Raw genomic sequence first — 21,753 nt, 5'->3', positions numbered from 1 at the left:
CCTTACCAGTTCCAGAGTGTGCCATCTTCCAGGCGTGCGACTGGCAGATATGCAGGTTCATAGGGATATTTCGCTGCCAGCTTTTCATCAAACTCGATGCCAAGACCCGGTTTATCGCCCGGATGCATATAGCCGTTATCAAATGTCCAGTTATGCGGGAAGACTTCGAGCATTTGTTCGGAATAGCCCATATATTCCTGAACGCCGAAATTTGGTACCCACAGATCAAAGTGCAGCGCCGCTGCCATGCAGACAGGTGACAAATCAGAAGGACCGTGTGAGCCAGTTCGTACCTGATACAGGGATGCGAAATCAGCGATCCGACGCATACCGGTGATGCCGCCCGCATGAGTCAGCGTGGCGCGGATATAGTCGATGAGTTGTTCTTCTATCAGTTGTTTGCAGTCCCAAATGCTATTGAAGACTTCACCCACCGCAATTGGCGTGACGGTGTGTTGGCGAATGAGGCGGAAACACTCCTGGTTTTCCGCAGGCGTCGGGTCTTCCATCCAGAACATGCGATAATCTTCAATGCTTTTACCAAAGCGCGCCGCTTCAATAGGCGTTAAGCGATGGTGCATGTCATGCAGCAGATGTTCATCAAAACCAAACTTGTTACGTACCGCGTCGAACAGTTTTGGCATGAAGTCGAGATATTTTTCCGTCGACCACAACTGCTCTTCTGGCCACTGCCCTTTGGTCGCAGGTTCATAAGCCAGCCCTTTGCCTTTGGACATGCCATAGGTGGTCTTCATACCTGGAATGCCGCACTGTACGCGGATGGCTTTGAATCCTAGTTCCTGATGACGAGCATAATCATCCAGTGCCTCATCAATGGAGTGACCGGTTGTGTGACAATAAACCATAACCCCTTCGCGAGACGCGCCACCCAGTAGCTGATAAAGCGGCATGTTGGCGGCTTTGGCTTTAATGTCCCACAGCGCCATATCAACAGCTGAAATGGCCGACATGGTGACTGGACCGCGACGCCAGTACGCCCCTTTATAGAAAAACTGCCAGATATCTTCGATACGGTGTGCATCGCGACCAATGAGTTGCGGGCAAAGATGATCTTGCAGATAAGATGCTACCGAAAGCTCGCGTCCGTTAAGCGTGGCATCGCCAAGACCGGTAATACCATCCTCGGTGGTGATTTTTAAGGTGACAAAATTACGTCCTGGACAGGTGACAAAAACTTCAGCCCCTACGATCTTCATGTTTTATTCCTTGCATCGATCTTCGTGATGCATGAAATCTACGCAGTTGAACCACTACCATACAAGTATGAAGACACAAAAAAGCCAGAATGATCACAAAAAAAGGCGCGTATTTGCGCCGTGAATAGATCTAAAGACAGCCAGATTTTGCTGTTATTTTGGACGCCATGTATGGCATATCTTATTAATAATAAAAGAGATTTATCATTCCAGGCAAAATCAAACTCGTCCCCAGCCAGCAACAATAATCAACATCCCGCATAGCGCGACCAATGCTCCAGTCCAGTCGTAGAGACTGAGTTTTACGCCATCCACAACCCGCAGCCACAGCAGCGCCGTGCAAACATAAACGCCACCATAAGCTGCATACACTCGCCCACTAGCCGCCGGATGCAATGTTAACAGCCAGACGAAAAGCGCCAGAGAAATCCCCGCCGGAACCAGCAGCCATACGCTGGCGTTCCGTTTAAGCCATAGCCAGGGCAGGAAGCATCCGACAATTTCACACAAGGCGGTAGCAAAAAACAGTAACGTTGTTTTAATCATCTTTGTCACTCATTGACATCATGTATATTTATGGCTCGACATAATATCATCACCCTATACATCCTTCTGGTACGTTTTGCGTTCGCAGTGGATCGTGTAAAATCCCCTTTAAACATTCATGTAAGGAATGAATCATGAATATTACTTCCAGCAAACGGCTCGGACTGCTCGCTTTTCTGCTACCTTGCGCACTGGCATTTAGCGCAACTACTCATGCAGAAACCAATAAACTGGTGATTGAGTCTGGCGACAGCGCACAGAGTCGCCAACAGGCGACAATGGAAAAAGAACAATGGAATGAAACTCGCAATTTGCGTCAAAAAGTCAATAAACGCGCCGAGAAAGAATGGGATAAAGTTGACTCCGCTTTCGATAGCCGCGATAAATGCGAACAAAGTGCCAACATTAATGCCTACTGGGAACCGAATACTTTACGTTGCCTGGACCGTCGTACTGGCCGCGTAATTACCCCCTAACCTGTTATTGATATAAGGAATGTAAGGACACGTTATGACAAGCGCCCACAGTGTTAAGCTACGTCCGCTGGAGCGTGAAGATTTACGCTATGTGCATCAACTCGACAATAACGCCAGCGTGATGCGTTACTGGTTTGAGGAACCCTACGAAGCCTTTGTTGAACTCTCTGATCTGTACGATAAACATATTCACGATCAGAGTGAGCGCCGTTTCGTGGTGGAGTGCGATGGTGAAAAAGCGGGTCTGGTGGAACTGGTTGAAATTAACCATGTCCACCGCCGCGCAGAATTTCAGATAATCATCTCCCCGGAATACCAGGGCAAAGGTCTGGCAACACGCGCAGCAAAATTAGCAATGGATTATGGCTTCACTGTTCTTAATCTCTATAAACTGTATCTGATTGTCGATAAAGAGAATGAAAAAGCGATTCACATTTACCGTAAGCTCGGTTTTACGGTCGAAGGTGAACTGATGCATGAATTCTTTATTAATGGTCAATATCGCAATGCCATTCGCATGTGTATATTCCAGCATCAGTATCTGGCGGAACATAAAACGCCGGGTCAGGCGATGCTGAAGCCGACCGCGCAATAGCGTTAATAATAATCAATGGTATTTTTGATAGTGTAAACCCGTTCGACGGCAGGTTTTTCCGCTTCATCAACAATGATCAATTGGCAGTCCACCGGATTGGCGTGACTGTCATATTCACAGCTTTGCTTCACATTACCAACTTGTTGATTATTCAGTAAAGTAACCGCCGTGTAGTCGAGTTTTTTGATCGGATCAGTTGATGGTGTTGCAGTGACTGATAACGTTTTATCGTTGCTTACCGTGGTTTTACCCAACGGATAGCCCTGTTCATCATACCTATAATCCACTTTCATCTGTTTACTGCTGGCTTTAACTACAAAGCCATTATCATCGGTTTCCCAACTCACTCCGGCGGAAGGTAATTCTGCTAACTGGCATTTACCCTGTAAACGTACTTTTTTCTCCAGTGTCTGCGCGTCACGGTAATAATTCGCATCCAGCACTAAGGCAACCACGGTATTATTTTCCAGATCCAATAATTCAAGCGAATCAAAGCAACCTTCTTCCGATAAGCTGCCTGAAACACGTTTCGTCACTTCCCCTTGTTCATTCATCAATGTCTGGGTGAAATCTTTAACCGGACCACGCAGCGGATCGAAATCAAATTCATTAGAGAAGCTGGCCATCTCTGGCGTAAAAGAAAACGTCACTTCTGCGCGATCGCATCCTGTAAGCATTATCGCGAGCAAACATGGCAGTAATTTGAAATTCACTTTAGTCACCAGACAGTAGAGATTATTATCAATCATAGTAGTAAATACAGTGCTTTACACGTGAAATGCTATGCTTAGTGAGTAATATTCATTTAAGGAGCCAATGATGAAAATCTCAACTTATTGCGCCGCGCTACTGCTCACAATTGCCTCACCCGCCGTGCTGGCCGCGCCAGATTCTTGTGAACGGATAAAGAGCGATATTTCACAGCGTATTATCAATAACGGTGTGCCAGAAAGTAGCTTTACTTTAAGTATTGTGCCAAATGATCAGATCGATCAACCTGACACCAGGGTGGTTGGCCATTGTGCCAATGATACTCATAAAATTCTCTATGACCGCACCACCAGCGGTAACAATTCTGCCCCTGCACAACCGACTCAAGATGGCGCGCCTGCCGAACCGCAGTAAAAAGTATGATGGACGCTGGCGCGTCTTTTCAGGTCTACATACTGCAACGTGCTTGTGTCTCATACCGGGCGGTGAGATGATCGGGCGAGCGCGATTTTATGGCCTGCATATGACGGTAGGAATGGCCGTCGCAGGTTAACAACTTGGTGCGGGGCAAGCCGCACGTTTCAGGATGATAAGAATGACGCATTTTTCACAACAAGATAATTTTTCTGTCGCGGCGCGTGTGCTGGGGGCGCTGTTTTATTACGCTCCAGAAAGCGAGGAAGCCGCGCCTCTGGTTTCTGCAATGACCAGCGATGGCTGGGAAACTCAGTGGCCTCTGCCGCAAACTTCTTTAGTGCCGCTGGTAACGGCTTTTCAGCAACAGAGTGAAGAGTCGCGTACACAGGCCTGGCAGCGTTTATTCGTTGGCCCGTGGGCGTTGCCGTCCCCGCCGTGGGGATCGGTCTGGTTGGACCGTGAATCGGTACTGTTTGGCGATTCAACGTTGGCACTTCGTCAATGGATGCGCGAAAAAGGCATTCAGTTTGAGATGAAGCAAAACGAACCTGAAGATCATTTTGGCTCCTTGCTACTGATGGCGGCCTGGCTGGCGGAGAGCGGTCGTCAGACAGAGTGCGAAGAGTTGCTGGCGTGGCATCTTTTACCGTGGTCGACGCGCTTTCTCGAGGTGTTTATCGAAAAAGCAGAACACCCTTTTTACCGCTCGCTTGGTGAACTAGCTCGCTTAACGCTGGCTGAGTGGCAGTCACAATTGCTGATTCCCGTCGCAGTTAAGCCACTTTTTCGTTAAGGTTCCCGTAGCATTACCGGATGGCGACATTAGCGCGCCATCCCATATTAAATAAGTTACAGTGTCACACCATTTCCCCACTTAAAGCACGTACAGCTTTTGCGCCTGACGTCTTTTCCCGCAAAATAGATGCCCGTGTTTAACTTGCCATTTCTACTCATGCATCATCTACACCTTTACCCGGATCTGCGCACCATGTTTCGTCGTCTGCTTATCGCAACGATAATCGGTATTCTCGCGGCGTTTGCCGTTGCCGGATTCCGTCATGCCATGCTGTTGCTGGAGTGGTTGTTCCTGAGCAATGATTCCGGGAGTCTGGTCAATGCTGCAACAAACCTTTCTCCGTGGCGACGCTTGTTAACTCCTGCGCTCGGCGGTCTGGTGGCAGGTTTATTGCTCATGGGTTGGCAGAGAGTTACGCAGCAACGACCCCATGCGCCGACCGATTATATGGAAGCGTTGCAGTGCGAGGGGCAGTTCGATTACGCAGCAAGCCTGGTAAAATCACTTGCCTCTCTGCTGGTGGTGACAAGCGGTAGCGCAATTGGCCGTGAAGGGGCGATGATTCTGCTGGCGGCTCTTGCTGCATGCTGGTTTGCCCAACGTTTTACGCCGCGTGAAGAGTGGAAATTATGGATTGCCTGCGGTGCTGCGGCAGGCATGGCTGCAGCCTATCGCGCACCGCTTGCCGGGAGTTTATTTATTGCCGAAGTGCTGTTTGGCACCATGATGCTTGCCTCTCTTGGCCCAGTGGTGATTTCAGCCGTGGTGGCATTGCTTGTCAGCAATCTTATTAATCACAGCGATGCATTGCTCTACAGCGTTCAGCTCGAGGTGACGCTGCATGTGCGGGACTATGCGCTAATTATCAGTACCGGCGTACTGGCTGGTCTTTGCGGACCATTACTGTTGAAAATGATGAGCGCCAGTCATCAAGGTTTTGTTCACCTAAAACTGACGCCGCCCTGGCAGTTGGCGTTAGGGGGGTTGATCGTCGGCCTGCTTTCCCTGCTCACACCTGCCGTATGGGGCAATGGTTATAGTACGGTGCAATCCTTTTTAACCACCCCACCACTGTTTACGGTCATTGCTGCGATCTTCATCTGCAAACTTTTTGCCGTGCTGGCCAGTAGCGGTTCCGGCGCGCCTGGCGGCGTGTTTACGCCAACGCTATTTATCGGACTTGCAATTGGCATGCTATATGGACGTAGCCTGGGGTTATGGCTTCCAGGCAGCGAAGAAATGACGCTTTTACTCGGACTAACTGGGATGGCAACACTGCTGGCTGCAACCACGCATGCGCCAATTATGTCGACATTGATGATATGTGAAATGACCGGGGAGTATCAGCTACTCCCCGGTTTATTGATTGCCTGCGTGATCGCGTCGGTAATGTCGCGGACCTTACACCCTGACTCTATCTACCGACAGCACACTACGCAGCATGGCTAAGCGGATGTATTGACCCAGTTCTCGCTGTTCAGCTCGGGGCAGATAAGGCAGTTCACCAATGAGCGGTGCCGGGAGTTTTTTACCCAGCACATCAATGATTTCAGCATAATGCGCTAACCCAGGGTTAATACGATTAGCCACCCAGCCAATGAGAGGCAGACCGTCGTTCGCAATCGCTTGTGCGGTCAGAAGCGCATGGTTAATACAGCCTTCCTGAATACCCACCACCATCAACACTGGTAGCTGCTCCTGGACCACCCATTCAGAGAGCGGACGCAGATCATTCATCAGGCTACGCCATCCGCCAGTCCCCTCAACGACAACATGATCAACTTTGTCAGTCAGGTTAGCCAGACCATTTGAAATGAGCGTGTAATTGATTGGACAACTGTGCGCCACGCTACTTTCTTCTTCGCTTAACGCAATGGGATTGACTGCTTCATAAGGCAGTTCAATTGATGAAACACTCTGCAACACCAGGGCATCTTTGTTACGCAGCCCCTCAGGTGTCTCTTTGCTCCCCTTCGCTACGGGTTTGTATCCCGCAACTGTTTTTCCCTGGGAGGCTAACGCTTGTAGCAATGCGCGGGAAACCACCGTTTTCCCTACAGAAGTGTCTGTACCTGTTATAAAGAAACGCTTCAGCATCACTAACTCCACCGTTATGCTTCACTAATATAAGCCAGGAAAATAATTCAACGTGGAAAGTCTAAGTTATGCTTTCTGCACTCAATTTGAGATAGCGCAAATTTTGGTAGAACAGTTAAAAAATGTTAACCCTGCAACAGACGAATCAGCAAAGATCCATTATATAGCGCATCTTTTACCAGCGCGGCCCCTGCCATTGTCCCCTGATTGGTGAACTGAGTGCTCTCAACGCTAATATGCTGGCTGTATGCAGGAAGCGCCTGCTGACGGATGCTGTCAGAAATCACAGGGAACAGAATATTTGCCGCTTTGCTTAACGGCGAGCCAATCAGTATTTTTTGTGGGTTAAATAAATTCACCATGATGGCCAGAATACGCCCAACATGCGCGCCTACGCCAGTGATAATATCCTTTGCCAGCAAGTCACCCTGCAACGCCGCATGGCATAATGAATCTACGCTCAAAGGCTGCCCGTGCAACATCGAACTCATTGACTGATTAAGACGTAATTGCGCCAGTTCGAGGATGCTGTCCACACTGGCGATGGTTTCCAGACAACCGTGGTTACCGCAATAACAGCGTTTACCATACGGATCCACCTGGGTATGACCAATTTCTACCAGGCTACTGCTTCCGGCATGTAACAAGTGACCGTCGGTAATCACGCCCGCGCCAACATTGTGATCAATTACCACCTGAATCACATCGCGCGCCCCGCGAGAGGCTCCAAATAATGCCTCGGCCATCGTCCATGCACTAATATCATGCTGAATGTAAACCGGTACACCTGTGTGCTGCTCCAGCGCTTCGCCGAGCGGCATCTCTTTCACATCCTCGTAAAACGGCATCCGGTGCACAATACCATTTTCCGTATCAATAATTCCCGGCAAAGTAATGGCGATGGATGTCAGGCGCTCGAGTTTTTTCTGATGACGGATAAAAAACTGATCAATATGCGCAATGATACGTTCCAGCAAAGGCAATTCATCCTGAAGCGCCAGCTCCTGGGTCTCTTCCACCACCAGCTTGCTGCTTAAATCACGCAGGGCAAGAAAAATTAAACCACGACTGATGCGCAGAGAAAGATAATGCCAGGCTTCTGTTTCCACCATCAACCCCACCGCAGGGCGGCCACGGTTTCCCCCTTCTTTAATTTCTAACTCTTGCACCAGATGCGCTTCTAGCATTTCGCGGACAATTTTGGTGATACTGGCGGGAGCCAGTTGCGCCATGCGGGAAAGGTCGATACGCGAAATGGGACCAAGCTGATCAATCAGGCGATAAACAGCACCCGCGTTGGTCTGCTTTATTTGATCAATATGTCCAGGCTGGTTTTCTGCAACCACCTTATACTCCCTATATTTTCGCGCTCCGAAATAATCTGTAGGCTATGGTGAAACACTTCAATGCGTGCCGTCAAATTTTTACTTAGCCATGTGATTAACAGCACACTTTTCGGGTTTTTTAGCTGAATTTTACCTCACCTGAGAGCATTCAGCAGCTGAATATGAAAGTTTCGCGCTGCCGGACTTTGTTCATGATGCGTTGGCCAGACCAACCACATTTCAGAAACCGCATCTTCTTCAGCAATAGGTATCCAACGCATTTCATTAAGCTGAACACGCTTAAATGAGGCGGGCAAAATCGAAACGCCCAAACCGGCAGACACAAGGCCAATGATGGTCATCGCCTCGCCCACTTCCTGGGTAATAACCGGTGTAAGATTGTAGCGTCGCATCAGGCCAAGAATGTCATCATAAAGCCCTGTCCCAACGTGAGGATCAAAGAAAACAAACGGCTCTTTTGCCAGTTCCGCCAACGTAACTACAGATTTACCGGCTAACGGATGATCGTGCGGAATCATCGCCATAAGCGGTTCATGCACAATTACCGCATGGTTCAATGTCTCCGGCAGCAAAGTATTGCGTAACAGTCCCATATCGAGCGTCCCTTCGATAAGGGGCGCAATTTGCTCGCGGGTATTCATCTCGCGCGTCTGCAAATGGACATCAGGAAATTCGCGGCGAAATAACGATAAGGTATCTGACACTGCGCGAATGAATGGCGCCGATGAGGTAAAACCAATGCGTAACTCTCCCGCCTCCCCCTGATGCAGTCGTTCTGCTCGCGCGGCGGCATCGTCTACCAGAGAAAGAATTTGACGACTATCGGCAAGAAATTGTTTGCCTGCAGCGGTGAGCGCGACGCTTCGATTGGTCCTGGCCAGCAGGCACGCGCCAATTTGTTGCTCCAACGCCTGAATCTGTTGGCTTAGTGGCGGTTGAGAAATATTCAGGCGCGCAGCAGCTCGACCAAAATGCAATTCTTCTGCAACAGCGATGAAGTAACGTAGGTGACGCAATTCGATATTCATATTTCATACATATTATTTGAGACTATTAATATATTAGACATAACAATTCGATTTTCCTACTCTATTCCTGAGCTAACACAACGCGCATATTTAGTAAGGATTTCAAGTGAGTCGTACCACAACTGTTGATGGCGCTCCGGCAAGCGCCACTGACAAGCAAAACGTTTCCCAGCCAAACCTGTTCATCAAACGCGGTACGCCGCAATTTATGCGCGTGACCCTGGCGCTTTTTTCTGCCGGACTGGCAACCTTCGCACTTCTCTATTGTGTGCAACCTATCCTTCCGGTTCTTTCACAGGAGTTTGGCTTAACACCCGCAAACAGTAGTATTTCACTGTCAATTTCAACGGCAATGTTGGCTATCGGATTGCTGTTTACTGGCCCGCTTTCCGATGCCATTGGTCGCAAACCAGTGATGGTTACGGCGCTGTTATTGGCCTCCATCTGCACGTTACTTTCGACGATGATGACCAGCTGGCACGGCATTTTGGTGATGCGCGCCTTGATTGGCCTTTCATTAAGCGGCGTGGCTGCGGTGGGCATGACCTACCTTAGCGAAGAGATCCACCCGAGTTTTGTCGCCTTTTCGATGGGGTTGTACATCAGCGGTAACTCGATTGGCGGTATGAGCGGACGCTTAATTAGCGGTGTCTTCACCGATTTCTTCAACTGGCGAATTGCACTGGCAGCGATTGGCTGTTTCGCACTGGCCTCGGCGTTAATGTTCTGGAAAATTCTTCCAGAATCTCGCCATTTCCGCCCTTCCTCACTGCGCCCTAAAACATTGTTTATCAACTTCCGTCTGCACTGGCGCGACCAGGGATTGCCTTTATTATTCGCAGAAGGTTTTTTGCTGATGGGCTCATTCGTCACCCTGTTTAATTATATTGGCTATCGCTTGATGCTTTCCCCGTGGCATGTCAGCCAGGCGGTGGTGGGTTTATTATCGCTGGCCTATTTGACCGGTACCTGGAGTTCACCAAAAGCTGGAACCATGACCACCCGCTTCGGACGCGGTCCGGTGATGCTGTCTTCGACAGGTGTCATGCTTGTTGGCCTGTTAATGACATTGTTCAGTTCGATATGGCTGATTTTTGCCGGGATGTTGCTCTTCTCCGCCGGATTCTTTGCTGCTCACTCGGTCGCCAGCAGCTGGATTGGCCCCCGTGCTAAACGCGCCAAAGGCCAGGCTTCCTCGCTGTATCTGTTCAGTTACTACCTGGGGTCAAGCATTGCTGGAACATTAGGTGGGGTCTTCTGGCATAACTACGGCTGGAACGGCGTTGGCGCCTTTATTGCGTCGATGCTGGTGGTCGCGATTATAGTGGGTACACGTTTGCACCATCGATTGCACGCCTGAAAAAATAAGCCCGGGCTGAGTAAAATACCCACCCGGGCTTATTGTCTGCTCAACTCAACGTTAATAACCATCCTAAAATAGACGAAGCGCCAGCCAATTCCCGCAGCGCATCTAATGTCATCAGGATAATAAATACCCAAATTAGCGGATTCATTTACTGTGTGTCATTTATTGATGATGCAAAGTAATTCTACCGTTTTGGGAACAGAGAAATAGTAAACTCGATCAAGACTACTGATATTAGTAGGGAATTTACCTTAAGTCACATCGCGTTATTATTTACCAATTTACTTTGTACATATCGTTACATGCCGAAACCAACCACTCACGGAAGCCTCTCATTACCCGAGATATAGTCATTACATCGGCCCCGTAGTGGGGTTGCATAAAAAAACCAAATTGAGGGTATGACAATGAAAAAAGTATTAGCTCTGGTTGTTGCCGCTGCGATGAGTCTCTCTTCTGCCGCTTTTGCCGCAGAGACTGCGACCACACCTGCCCCTGCAACTACTGTCACCAAAGCTGCACCTGCAAAAACCATGCATCATAAAAAACAGCATAAAGCAGCACCTGCCCAAAAAGCGCAGGCGGCTAAAAAGCATCATAAAAAAGCGAAAACCGAACAGAAAGCTCCGGAACAAAAAGCACAAGCCGCGAAAAAGCACACCAAGAAACACAGCCATCAGCAACCTGCAAAACCAGCTGCCCAACCAGCAGCTTAAGTTTTCAGCAGCAATAATGGCGCGCCCCCTTGCGCCTGAAAATTACGGCGCTAGACGGATAACGTTTAGCGCCGCCTTAAGCGGAGGGTACTATGGTGGGCCGTTATCGCTTTGAGTTCATTCTTATCATCCTTATTTTATGTGCATTGATTGCCACTCGCTTTTATCTTTTCTGATCGTAGTTATCTGATTTCACTCCCACTTTAATCCTGTCCCGGCTATAGTATTTATGAGGGTTTGCTTTTAATAATCATAATTACCCACCAGAGTGTGATATGCGTACAACCATTGCTGTAGTACTGGGTGCAATTAGTTTGACATCTGCATTGGTATTTGCAGATAAACCTGACAGTCCTGAATCGGCTAATGATGAAGTCAGCACCCTTTTTTTCGGTCATGACGATCGAGTGCCAGTAATTAACACGACCCAATCTCCGTGGGATGCGGTTGGGCAACTGGAGACTGCCAGTGGAAATCTCTGCACGGCCACCCTGATTGCGCCCAATCTCGCATTAACGGCGGGGCACTGTTTATTAACGCCGCCAAAAGGCAAACCAGACAAAGCAATTGCGCTGCGTTTTGTGTCGAATAAGGGGCTATGGCGCTATGAGATCCACAACATTGAAGGCCGCGTTGATCCGACACTAGGTAAACGGTTAAAGGCTAATGGAGATGGCTGGATTGTCCCGCCTGCTGCTGCGCCGTGGGATTTTGGTTTGATTGTGCTGCGCAATCCGCCTTCTGGCATTACACCCTTACCACTTTTCGAGGGAGACAAAGCAGCACTCACCGCCGCATTAAAAACGGCAGGTCGTAAAGTGACCCAGGCAGGCTATCCCGAGGATCACCTGGATACGTTGTACAGTCATAAAAATTGCGAAGTGACTGGCTGGGCGCAAACGTCGGTGATGTCGCATCAGTGCGATACCCTGCCGGGTGACAGCGGTTCGCCGCTAATGCTGCATACTGATGACGGCTGGCAGTTGATTGGCGTGCAAAGTTCGGCGCCTGCGGCTAAGGATCGCTGGCGGGCTGATAACCGGGCTATCTCTGTTACCGGCTTTCGCGACAAACTGGAAGAGTTATCCCGGCAATAGCGTTTAAATGCTGCCCGAAAATACGGGCAGCATAAACATCAGGCGAGTTTCACCATGATCATTCCGGCTAACAACAGGACCAGACCAACCCAGCCTTTGCGGTTTAACCGCTGACCAAACAGGACCCAACCGGCTGCTAATGTGGCGACAATACCAAACCCACCCCACAGCGCATACGCCACTGACAAGTCGATCCCTTTCACTGCCTGGGATAGTGCACTAAAAGCAGCAAGTACCGCCGCCAGCGACAGCAAGCCATAGACTTTACGGCGAAAGCCATCAGAAAATTTCAAAAAGACGTTAGCAATAATTTCCAGCACTATCGCCAGTGCCAACCAAGCGGCGTGAATCCATTCAAACTGAGCCATGATTCTGCTCCAGCGTAGATTTACGCACTTTACGTGTACCCGATTTGATCAAGACAATCCCGGCAACCAGAGTTGTTAACCCAACAATTTTCATCAGCGATAAACTTTCATCAAATAACAGAACGCTAAACAGCGTAATAAATAAAATACCGATACCTTCCCACAGCGCATAGGCTACGCCTAACGCAATTTTTTTAACGGCGAAAGAGAGAAGTATATATGACAGAGAAATCATCACCAGCATTAAAATAAACCCGCTGTTTCCATCACTGACGCTAGCCCATTTCATAGATAACGTGCCGGTAATTTCTGTGGCAATAGCCAGACCTAATAAAATCCAATAAAAATACATTACCCTTCTCCTGCAAGAGAATTATTTTAATATTCGCTTAATTCAGCGAAAGTAAAGAGGTCAAGCCCAGCGCATAGCGCAAGCTTCGGCAGAAGAAAGGACTAAAGCGCGTTGCGCCAGTGCTGCTCACCTGCGAGCAAGATAGTGGATGAGGTACGAAGATGGGTAAATGTAGAAAATAACGTCCTGAACAAATTGTCCATAAAATTACAATTATCCGCAGTGTTGCTTCTCGTCATCGCGGATGATAATTGTCCTCGGTAGTTGAACACGTCTGATTTGTATCATAGCTTAAGAATTAACTCAAAACATTTTCATTTCTTTACCTGAGTGGTTTGATTTTCGTTATAATGCCGCCGCTAAAAATAAAATATTATTAGCGAAGGAAGAATATACGGGGATAAGCATGGCAAAGCCGATCATCACACTCAATGGTCTAAAAATCGTCATAATGTTGGGAATGCTGGTCATTATTCTGTGCGGTATCCGGTTTGCCGCCGATATCATCGTCCCCTTTATCCTCTCGCTATTTATCGCTGTAATACTTAATCCTCTGGTACAACGCATGGTTCGCTGGCGAGTGCCGCGCGTACTGGCGGTGTCAATTTTGATGACCATTATCGTGATGGCGATGGTGTTAATGCTGGCCTATCTCGGTTCAACACTCAATGAACTGACCCGCACTTTGCCACAGTATCGCAGCTCAATCATAAAACCGCTGCAGGCTCTGGAACCTTTATTACAGCGCGTGGGTATTGATGTCTCAGTTGACCAACTGGCTCATTACATTGATCCGAACTCGGCAATGACGTTGCTCACCAACTTACTGACTCAGTTATCTAATGCCATGTCGTCAATATTTTTATTGTTGCTGACGGTGTTGTTTATGCTGCTCGAAGTTCCACAACTACCCGGTAAACTCCAGCAAATGATGGCGCGTCCGGTTGAAGGGATGGCGGCAATACAGCGCGCGATTGACAGTGTGTCGCATTACCTGGTACTAAAAACGGCTATCAGCATCGTCACCGGACTGGTCGCCTGGGCGATGCTCGCTGCACTGGATGTTCGCTTTGCTTTTGTCTGGGGATTGCTGGCCTTTGCGCTTAATTACATACCCAATATTGGTTCAGTTCTGGCAGCAATTCCCCCTATTGCTCAGGTACTGGTGTTTAATGGTTTCTACGAGGCGTTACTTGTACTGGCGGGATATCTGCTGATTAATTTGGTCTTCGGCAATATTCTGGAACCACGCATTATGGGGCGCGGGTTAGGACTTTCCACACTGGTGGTTTTTTTGTCATTAATTTTTTGGGGATGGTTGTTAGGACCTGTAGGTATGCTGCTTTCTGTGCCGTTGACGATTATTGTCAAAATTGCACTTGAGCAAACGGCGGGAGGCCAAAGCATCGCCGTTCTGTTAAGCGATCTCAATAAAGAGTGACGGCCTCCGTAGAGGCCGTTGAGGTTACAGAGCTTTGAGGATTGCATCCACGCTGGCTTTGGCGTCACCAAACAGCATGTGGGTGTTCTCCTTGAAGAACAGCGGGTTTTGCACGCCAGCATAGCCGGTGTTCATCGAGCGTTTAAAGACAATCACGTTCTGCGCTTTCCACACTTCCAGAACAGGCATGCCAGCAATCGGGCTCTTCGGATCGTCCTGTGCCGCCGGGTTAACCGTATCGTTGGCACCAATCACCAGTACGGTATCGGTATCAGCGAAGTCATCGTTGATTTCGTCCATTTCCAGCACGATGTCATACGGTACTTTCGCTTCCGCCAGCAACACGTTCATATGCCCTGGCAAACGCCCCGCAACCGGGTGAATCCCGAAGCGCACATTGATACCGCGCGCACGCAGTTTCTCGGTGATTTCTGCGACCGGATACTGTGCCTGCGCTACCGCCATGCCATACCCTGGAGTAATGATTACTGAATGCGAGTTTTTCAGCAGCTCCGCCGTCTCTTCTGCGGTGATTTCGCGGTGCTCGCCCACTTCCTGATCATCACCGGTAGAGGAACCATCAGTGCCGAAACCGCCCGCAATGACGCTGATAAAGGAACGGTTCATCGCCTTACACATAATGTAAGAAAGAATCGCGCCCGACGAACCGACCAGCGCACCGGTCACAATCAGCAGGTCGTTACTGAGCATAAAGCCCGCCGCTGCCGCCGCCCAACCGGAGTAGGAGTTCAGCATCGACACCACCACTGGCATATCAGCGCCACCGATGGAAGCCACTAAATGCCAACCGAAGACCAGCGCTATAGCGGTCATTATCAGCAATGCCAGCACCTGCAAGCCAACACTATCGGTACGAACAAACACCATCAACAGCAGGAAGGAAACGACCAATGCAGCCAGGTTCATTTTATGGCGGTTTGGCAGCATCAACGGTTTAGACGAAATCTTTCCGCACAGCTTACCGAACGCCACAACCGAACCGGTAAAGGTTACCGCACCAATAAAGATGCCAAGGAACACTTCCGTCAGGTGAATGTTGGCCAGAATCGGTGCCATTCCCGCGTCATGATGCAGATAGCTGTTAAAGCCAACCAGCACCGCCGCCAGCCCCACGAAGCTATGCAGGATCGCCACCAGTTCCGGCATTTCAGTCATTTCGACTTTCTTCGCCAGACGGATACCAATCGCGCCACCAATGACCATCGCAACCAGGATCCAGCCAACATTGCCAGTATCCGGCCCGAAGATGGTTGCAATTAACGCAATCGCCATCCCGGCGATACCGAAGTTGTTACCACGGCGAGACGTTTCATGTTTAGAAAGCCCGGCCAGACTGAAGATAAACAGGATCGCGGCAACAATGTATGCAGCTGTAACTAATCCTCCAGACATATGTTACCCCTTAGTTTTTGCGAAACATTTTCAGCATGCGCTGAGTCACGGTAAAGCCACCGAAAATATTAATGCTGGCGATAAGCACCGCGATAAAACTAAGGAAGCTAACCCAGCCGCCCTGGCCAATCTGCAATAGAGCTCCGACAACAATAATCCCTGAAATCGCGTTAGTAACCGACATCAGCGGCGTATGCAACGCGTGGGAGACATTCCACACCACGTAATAACCTACGACGCAGGCCAGCGCGAAAACGGTAAAGTGCCCGAGGAATTCTTTCGGTGCTACGCTTGCCAACCAGCCGAAAAGGATGATTGCCAGCGCCATCAGCGCATATTTACGCCACGGTGAGCAGGCACATTTTTCTTCGGTTTTAACATCAGGTGCCGCTTTCTGTGCTGCCTGCGGTTGGACAGAAACCTGAATCGGCGGCGCCGGCCAGGTAATTTCGCCAGAACGGATCACGGTCACGCCGCGAATCACCACATCATCAAAATCAACCGTGATATTGCCGTCTTTCTCTTTGCACAACAGTTTCAGCAGATTGACAAGGTTGGTGCCGTAAAGCTGTGAGGATTGCGTCGGCAGGCGACCAGGAAGATCGGTGTAGCCAATCACTTTGACACCATTCTCCGTGGTGAAGATTTCACCCGGCACGGTGTATTCACAGTTACCACCGTTTTGGGCTGCCAGGTCGACAATCACACTACCCGACTTCATAGAATCAACCATTTCACGGGTAATCAGTTTCGGTGCTGGTTTGCCTGGAATAAGCGCGGTGGTCACAATGATATCGACCTCTTTTGCCTGGGCGGCAAAGAGTTCCATTTCTGCTTTGATGAACGCTTCCGACATCACTTTGGCGTAACCATCGCCGCTACCGGCTTCCTCTTTAAAATCCAGCTCGAGGAATTCCGCCCCCATACTTTGAACCTGTTCTTTCACTTCCGGGCGGGTATCGAATGCACGCACAATTGCGCCGAGGCTGTTTGCTGCGCCAATGGCCGCCAGGCCCGCAACGCCCGCACCAATCACCATCACTTTTGCCGGAGGCACTTTACCTGCTGCTGTGATTTGCCCGGTAAAGAAGCGCCCAAACTCATGAGCCGCTTCAACAATGGCGCGATAACCAGCGATGTTCGCCATCGAACTTAACGCATCAAGCGATTGAGCACGTGAGATACGTGGTACAGAGTCCATCGCCATCACCGTCACGTTACGCTCCGCGAGTTTTTGCATTAACTCCGGATTCTGCGCGGGCCAGATGAAGCTCACCAGCGTGGTTCCCGGATTTAGTAACGCAATTTCATCATCTAACGGCGCATTGACCTTCAGAATGATCTCTGACTGCCAGACGTTATTCCCTTCTACAATTTCGGCGCCCGCTTGCACAAACGCTTTATCGTCAAAACTAGCCAGTTGACCTGCGCCGCTCTCTACCGCGACGGTAAAACCTAGTTTCAGCAACTGCTCCACTGTTTTCGGCGTTGCTGCAACTCGGGTTTCATTGGTTAACCGTTCTCTTGGTATGCCAATTCGCATGATATTCCCTTCCATCGGTTTTATTGATGATGGTTTGCCTGTGTTTTTGATACACAAGCCGCTCATGTACGAGCTAAATGTTACTCCGTTAAAATAAATTAGTAACAAACGCCTATAACGTACTGAAAATAATGCCTGTGATCTAGCGTCAAAAATCAGTATTTCGGCGTGAACTCGCAAAATATTAACGATTCAGCCTTGATAGCGGGATAAACACCATAGAACACAGGATAATGGGCGATAATTGTCTTTGATAATCAGGTAAAACATGAGATTTCACCGACGCCAGCCACCAGTTAACATTAAATTAACTTATACAATTCAGCCAGTTCAGTCATTCTTCTGTTATTGTGGCTATTTTTTAAGCGCGATGTTCATTCGATCAGATTTAAAATCAAATCAAGAAGTCTGATATGAAAAAATCACGCAGACAGTTACACACTTTAAATGCAATAATCAGCCACGTTTCTCGTTAATAACAATACCAGTACCTGGTTTGCGCAAGGCGAAGGATTATTTTTATGAAGCTTAAGAACACCCTCCTGGCGTCGGCACTGCTTTCTGCTACGGCATTTTCCGTTAACGCAGCAACAGAACTGACACCGGAGCAAGCGGCAGCGGTTAAACCTTTTGACCGTGTAGTGGTTACCGGTCGTTTTAATGCCATTGGTGAAGCGGTTAAAGCCGTTTCCCGTCGCGCTGATAAAGAAGGCGCCGCCTCTTTTTATGTTGTCGACACTTCAGATTTCGGTAACAGCGGTAACTGGCGTGTAGTTGCCGATCTTTATAAAGCCGATGCTGAAAAAGCAGAAGCTGATAAGAATCGCGTTTTTAATGGCGTTATTGAACTGCCTAAAGACCAGGCTGTTTTGATCGAACCGTATGACACCGTGACCGTCCAGGGCTTCTTCCGCAGCCAACCGGAAGTGAACGATGCCATCACCAAAGCAGCAAAAGCGAAAGGTGCCTACTCTTACTACATCGTTCGCCAGATAGATGCCAACCAGGGCGGCAACCAGCGTATTACTGCGTTCATCTACAAACAAGATGCTAAAAAACGCATCGTCCAGAGCCCGGATGTGATCCCTGCGGATTCTGATGCTGGTCGCGCGGCACTGGCCGCAGGTGGCGAAGCCGCGAAGAAAGTTGAAATCCCGGGCGTTGCCACTACTGCATCACCAAGTGCTGAAGTTGGTCGTTTCTTTGAAACTCAGTCCTCAAAAGGCGGACGTTACACCGTCACGCTTCCTGACGGCACCAAAGTAGAAGAACTGAACAAAGCGACCGCAGCAATGATGGTTCCGTTCGATAGCATTAAGTTCTCGGGTAACTACGGCAACATGACCGAAGTCTCCTACCAGGTTGCTAAACGTGCCGCGAAGAAAGGTGCTAAGTATTACCACATCACCCGCCAGTGGCAGGAACGTGGTAATAACCTGACCATCAGTGCAGACCTGTATAAATAAATAACTATTCAGTATCACATTAAGGCGGCTTTATGCCGCCTTTCAGATTTTTAGCTACAAATTTTCCCGCAACCATTGCATGCCGCCACTTCTCTTCGTAAAATCCCGCGCTTTAGTGGCATTCACCATTTTTATGCGTTTTGCCCTAATATTTATTCTTCTGAACACGTTTTAAACACTGGATATCGATGGAAAAGAAACTGGGACTGAGCGCACTCACCGCGCTGGTATTAAGCTCAATGCTGGGCGCGGGTGTTTTCAGTCTGCCGCAAAATATGGCGGCGGTTGCCAGCCCGGCAGCATTGCTCATCGGCTGGGGTATTACTGGCGCTGGCATCTTATTGCTGGCCTTTGCCATGCTGATCCTGACACGCATTCGTCCCGACCTTGACGGCGGTATTTTTACCTATGCACGGGAAGGGTTTGGTGAGTTAATCGGCTTCTGCTCCGCGTGGGGATACTGGCTATGTGCGGTTATCGCCAACGTCTCTTATCTGGTTATCGTCTTTTCCGCATTAAGTTTCTTCACCGATACGCCGGAACTACGCCTGTTTGGCGATGGTAACACCTGGCAATCGATCGTCGGTGCATCGGCATTATTGTGGATTGTTCACTTTTTGATCCTGCGCGGCGTACAAACCGCCGCCAGCATTAATCTGGTGGCGACATTGGCAAAATTATTGCCGCTTGGTTTGTTTATTGTGCTGGCGATGATGATGTTCAAACTGGACACCTTCAAGCTCGATTTTACTGGCCTTGCGCTTGGCGTGCCGGTATGGGAACAGGTGAAAAACACCATGCTGATCACACTGTGGGTATTCATTGGTGTGGAAGGTGCGGTGGTTGTTTCTTCACGGGCGCGGAATAAACATGATGTTGGCAAAGCGACGCTTCTGGCGGTGCTTTCTGCACTGGGCGTTTATTTATTGGTCACGCTGCTTTCGCTGGGGGTGGTTGCTCGTCCTGAACTGGCTGAGATTCGTAACCCGTCTATGGCCGGTCTGATGGTGAAAATGATGGGGCCGTGGGGCGAGATTATCATCGCTGCCGGATTGATCGTTTCTGTTTGTGGCGCGTATCTAAGCTGGACCATTATGGCGGCAGAAGTCCCCTTCCTGGCAGCGACGCATAAGGCATTCCCGCGTATTTTTGCGCGCCAGAATGCACAAGCAGCGCCGTCTGCCTCGCTGTGGCTGACCAACATCTGCGTGCAAATTTGTCTGGTGCTGATCTGGCTGACCGGCTCTGATTACAACACGTTGCTGACCATCGCCTCAGAGATGATTCTGGTGCCCTATTTCCTGGTTGGCGCGTTCTTGTTGAAAATCGCTACTCGTCCACTGCATAAAGCGGTAGGTGTCGGTGCCTGCATTTATGGCTTATGGTTATTATACGCTTCAGGCCCAATGCACCTGTTGTTGTCCGTCGTTTTGTATGCGCCAGGGCTACTGGTCTTCCTGTACGCGCGTAAAACGCATACACATGATAATGTATTGAATCGTCAGGAAATGGTGCTGATTGGCATGCTGTTAATTGCCGCAGTTCCGGCCACCTGGATGCTGGTGGGATAACTTTCGTCCCATCGTTTGCTTGCAAAGGAGATTAACGATGGGGAAAACCCAGCCCTTGCCAATATTAATCACTGGCGGAGGCCGTCGTATCGGCCTCGCTCTCGCCTGGCATTTCATTAATCAAAAGCAACCGGTGATTGTCAGCTATCGGACGCACTATCCTGCCATTGATGGACTGGTTAATGCAGGTGCGCAGTGTATTCAGGCTGATTTTTCAACGAACGACGGCGTGATGGCGTTTGCCGATGAAGTGTTAAAAACCACCCACGGCCTGCGTGCCATTTTGCATAACGCCAGTGCGTGGATGGCAGAAAAACCAGGTATGCCACTGACTGATGTTCTGGCCTGCATGATGCAGATCCATGTTAATACCCCTTACCTGCTCAACCATGCGCTGGAAAGATTACTACGCGGTCACGGACACGCCGCCAGCGATATCATTCACTTCACCGATTATGTGGTGGAGCGCGGAAGCGACAAACATATTGCCTATGCTGCAAGTAAAGCGGCACTGGATAATATGACCCGTTCGTTTGCCCGCAAACTGGCACCGGAAGTGAAAGTGAATTCTATTGCACCATCGCTGATCCTGTTTAACGAGCATGATGATGCCGAATATCGCCAACAGGCGCTGAATAAATCACTGATGAAAACCGCGCCTGGTGAAAAAGAAGTTATCGATCTTGTCGATTACTTACTCACCAGTTGCTTTGTAACCGGGCGTAGTTTCCCGCTTGATGGCGGTCGTCATTTGCGTTAATGCAGTTTCATCCAGCAAATAATTAGCACCCATGCGCTTAGCCCCCAGCACGCAACAGAACCCACAAAAGCAGCGGGCAAGCGCATGATTCCGGTGAAATACCACAACGACGCCAGATAAACAAAATAGGGAATAATCGACCACATACTGAAAACGATTGTGGCGCGCAAAGCTTCAATGCCGCGTTCACTGACAACAATATAATGCGCGATGAGCGCAAAGGTCGGAAAAAGCGGGATCAGCCCGGCGATATAGTAATTTTTCGTTTTTGCTAATACACCAATCAACACCACCACCAGCGCACCAAGCGCGGCTTTGATTACCAGCCCCATTGTTTTACCTTAACACTTCCATAACAAGTCATCTGTAGAATACCCGATGCAACCTTGTTTAGAAACGATTGATAGTAAGTAAAATCAGCGCGGTGTATT

At 49.2% G+C, this 21,753-nt stretch carries 24 protein-coding genes and 1 pseudogene; 14 read left to right on the top strand and 11 right to left on the bottom strand.

The window, feature by feature from the left end:
• Positions 1–2: 2 nt before the first annotated feature.
• Positions 3–1,217, bottom strand: coding sequence for a starvation-sensing protein RspA (gene rspA, locus FEK46_RS03840; protein WP_135406695.1), 1,215 nt, complete (start codon positions 1,215–1,217; stop codon positions 3–5).
• A 219-nt stretch (positions 1,218–1,436) separates the two neighbouring features.
• Entirely contained in the window at positions 1,437–1,763 is a 327-nt protein-coding gene (locus tag FEK46_RS03835; RefSeq protein ID WP_130209283.1) for a YnfA family protein, read from the bottom strand.
• Between the two features lie 134 nt (positions 1,764–1,897).
• Here FEK46_RS03835 and FEK46_RS03830 point away from each other — a divergent pair, with 134 nt between their 5' ends.
• Together FEK46_RS03830 and speG are read left to right on the top strand one after the other, a co-directional pair.
• Positions 1,898–2,239: a DUF1283 family protein gene (locus tag FEK46_RS03830; RefSeq protein WP_130209285.1), complete on the top strand. Its 342-nt coding sequence runs from the start codon at positions 1,898–1,900 to the stop codon at positions 2,237–2,239.
• A 34-nt stretch (positions 2,240–2,273) separates the two neighbouring features.
• Positions 2,274–2,834: a spermidine N1-acetyltransferase gene (gene speG, locus FEK46_RS03825; RefSeq protein ID WP_064529978.1), complete on the top strand. Its 561-nt coding sequence runs from the start codon at positions 2,274–2,276 to the stop codon at positions 2,832–2,834.
• A 2-nt stretch (positions 2,835–2,836) separates the two neighbouring features.
• Here speG and FEK46_RS03820 read toward each other — a convergent pair whose 3' ends face one another.
• Entirely contained in the window at positions 2,837–3,547 is a 711-nt protein-coding gene (locus tag FEK46_RS03820; RefSeq protein WP_130209287.1) for a YnfC family lipoprotein, read from the bottom strand.
• 106 nt (positions 3,548–3,653) lie between these two features.
• Here FEK46_RS03820 and FEK46_RS03815 point away from each other — a divergent pair, with 106 nt between their 5' ends.
• From FEK46_RS03815 to clcB, 4 genes and pseudogenes are all read left to right on the top strand, one after another.
• Complete coding sequence (locus FEK46_RS03815) at positions 3,654–3,959, top strand: DUF1161 domain-containing protein (RefSeq protein WP_130219129.1); 306 nt, start codon at positions 3,654–3,656, stop codon at positions 3,957–3,959.
• A gap of 52 nt (positions 3,960–4,011) precedes the next feature.
• A pseudogene (locus FEK46_RS23620) lies at positions 4,012–4,098 on the top strand (hypothetical protein); the annotation flags it as partial.
• A gap of 42 nt (positions 4,099–4,140) precedes the next feature.
• Positions 4,141–4,755, top strand: coding sequence for a Tat proofreading chaperone DmsD (gene dmsD, locus FEK46_RS03805; RefSeq protein ID WP_130260606.1), 615 nt, complete (start codon positions 4,141–4,143; stop codon positions 4,753–4,755).
• A 159-nt stretch (positions 4,756–4,914) separates the two neighbouring features.
• Positions 4,915–6,207 (top strand): voltage-gated ClC-type chloride channel ClcB, encoded by a 1,293-nt coding sequence (gene clcB / locus FEK46_RS03800; protein ID WP_135559557.1) that lies wholly within the window; start codon positions 4,915–4,917, stop codon positions 6,205–6,207.
• On the opposite strand, the gene bioD is transcribed toward clcB, so the two are convergent.
• The 3 genes from bioD to FEK46_RS03785 form a co-directional block, all read right to left on the bottom strand.
• The gene (bioD, locus tag FEK46_RS03795; RefSeq protein ID WP_130209293.1) at positions 6,160–6,855 is read right to left on the bottom strand and encodes a dethiobiotin synthase; all 696 of its coding nucleotides are present in this window, start codon (positions 6,853–6,855) and stop codon (positions 6,160–6,162) included. The genes clcB and bioD overlap by 48 nt on opposite strands.
• Before the next feature lie 125 nt (positions 6,856–6,980).
• Positions 6,981–8,201 (bottom strand): sugar metabolism global transcriptional regulator Mlc, encoded by a 1,221-nt coding sequence (mlc, locus tag FEK46_RS03790; RefSeq protein ID WP_135559556.1) that lies wholly within the window; start codon positions 8,199–8,201, stop codon positions 6,981–6,983.
• Positions 8,202–8,335: 134 nt separating this feature from the next.
• On the bottom strand, positions 8,336–9,229 hold the full coding sequence (locus FEK46_RS03785; RefSeq protein WP_135559555.1) for a LysR family transcriptional regulator: 894 nt from the start codon (positions 9,227–9,229) through the stop codon (positions 8,336–8,338).
• A gap of 106 nt (positions 9,230–9,335) precedes the next feature.
• Here FEK46_RS03785 and FEK46_RS03780 point away from each other — a divergent pair, with 106 nt between their 5' ends.
• The 4 genes from FEK46_RS03780 to FEK46_RS03765 all read left to right on the top strand — a co-directional run bounded on the left by FEK46_RS03780 (position 9,336) and on the right by FEK46_RS03765 (position 12,408).
• The gene (locus tag FEK46_RS03780; RefSeq protein ID WP_130209299.1) at positions 9,336–10,589 is read left to right on the top strand and encodes an MFS transporter; all 1,254 of its coding nucleotides are present in this window, start codon (positions 9,336–9,338) and stop codon (positions 10,587–10,589) included.
• 413 nt (positions 10,590–11,002) lie between these two features.
• Entirely contained in the window at positions 11,003–11,311 is a 309-nt protein-coding gene (asr, locus tag FEK46_RS03775; protein WP_214251102.1) for an acid resistance repetitive basic protein Asr, read from the top strand.
• Between the two features lie 92 nt (positions 11,312–11,403).
• On the top strand, positions 11,404–11,487 hold the full coding sequence (locus FEK46_RS03770) for a hypothetical protein (protein ID WP_000233091.1): 84 nt from the start codon (positions 11,404–11,406) through the stop codon (positions 11,485–11,487).
• 99 nt (positions 11,488–11,586) lie between these two features.
• Entirely contained in the window at positions 11,587–12,408 is an 822-nt protein-coding gene (locus FEK46_RS03765) for a serine protease (RefSeq protein WP_130209303.1), read from the top strand.
• Between the two features lie 38 nt (positions 12,409–12,446).
• Here the strand turns inward: FEK46_RS03765 and mdtI are convergent, their stop codons facing one another.
• Complete coding sequence (mdtI, locus tag FEK46_RS03760) at positions 12,447–12,776, bottom strand: multidrug/spermidine efflux SMR transporter subunit MdtI (RefSeq protein ID WP_130219061.1); 330 nt, start codon at positions 12,774–12,776, stop codon at positions 12,447–12,449.
• Positions 12,763–13,128: a multidrug/spermidine efflux SMR transporter subunit MdtJ gene (gene mdtJ / locus FEK46_RS03755; RefSeq protein ID WP_130209307.1), complete on the bottom strand. Its 366-nt coding sequence runs from the start codon at positions 13,126–13,128 to the stop codon at positions 12,763–12,765. Before mdtJ ends, mdtI begins: the two co-directional genes overlap by 14 nt.
• A 406-nt stretch (positions 13,129–13,534) precedes the next feature.
• Here mdtJ and tqsA point away from each other — a divergent pair, with 406 nt between their 5' ends.
• Entirely contained in the window at positions 13,535–14,569 is a 1,035-nt protein-coding gene (tqsA, locus tag FEK46_RS03745) for an AI-2 transporter TqsA (RefSeq protein ID WP_130209311.1), read from the top strand.
• Positions 14,570–14,593: 24 nt separating this feature from the next.
• On the opposite strand, the gene pntB is transcribed toward tqsA, so the two are convergent.
• Both pntB and pntA read right to left on the bottom strand, forming a co-directional pair.
• Positions 14,594–15,982, bottom strand: a complete 1,389-nt coding sequence (gene pntB, locus FEK46_RS03740; protein WP_130209313.1) for a Re/Si-specific NAD(P)(+) transhydrogenase subunit beta — start codon at positions 15,980–15,982, stop codon at positions 14,594–14,596.
• Between the two features lie 10 nt (positions 15,983–15,992).
• Positions 15,993–17,525: a Re/Si-specific NAD(P)(+) transhydrogenase subunit alpha gene (gene pntA / locus FEK46_RS03735; RefSeq protein WP_130219055.1), complete on the bottom strand. Its 1,533-nt coding sequence runs from the start codon at positions 17,523–17,525 to the stop codon at positions 15,993–15,995.
• Positions 17,526–18,046: 521 nt separating this feature from the next.
• On the opposite strand from pntA, the gene ydgH reads away from it, so the two are divergent.
• The 3 genes from ydgH (at position 18,047) to folM (ending at position 21,322) form a co-directional block, all read left to right on the top strand.
• Positions 18,047–18,991, top strand: a complete 945-nt coding sequence (ydgH, locus tag FEK46_RS03730; RefSeq protein ID WP_130209317.1) for a DUF1471 family protein YdgH — start codon at positions 18,047–18,049, stop codon at positions 18,989–18,991.
• A 188-nt stretch (positions 18,992–19,179) separates the two neighbouring features.
• On the top strand, positions 19,180–20,562 hold the full coding sequence (locus FEK46_RS03725; RefSeq protein WP_130209319.1) for an amino acid permease: 1,383 nt from the start codon (positions 19,180–19,182) through the stop codon (positions 20,560–20,562).
• 37 nt (positions 20,563–20,599) lie between these two features.
• Positions 20,600–21,322: a dihydromonapterin reductase gene (folM, locus tag FEK46_RS03720; protein WP_130209321.1), complete on the top strand. Its 723-nt coding sequence runs from the start codon at positions 20,600–20,602 to the stop codon at positions 21,320–21,322.
• On the opposite strand, the gene FEK46_RS03715 is transcribed toward folM, so the two are convergent.
• Positions 21,319–21,654, bottom strand: a complete 336-nt coding sequence (locus FEK46_RS03715; protein WP_130209323.1) for a GlpM family protein — start codon at positions 21,652–21,654, stop codon at positions 21,319–21,321. The two genes, folM and FEK46_RS03715, sit on opposite strands and share 4 nt — an antisense overlap.
• Between the last annotated feature and the right edge of the window lie 99 nt (positions 21,655–21,753).

It is taken from the genome of Escherichia sp. E4736, assembly GCF_005781225.1.
Taxonomy (GTDB): domain Bacteria; phylum Pseudomonadota; class Gammaproteobacteria; order Enterobacterales; family Enterobacteriaceae; genus Escherichia.
Note: the sequence above shows the minus strand (reverse complement) of the source record. Positions and strands in the feature narration are given on the sequence as shown.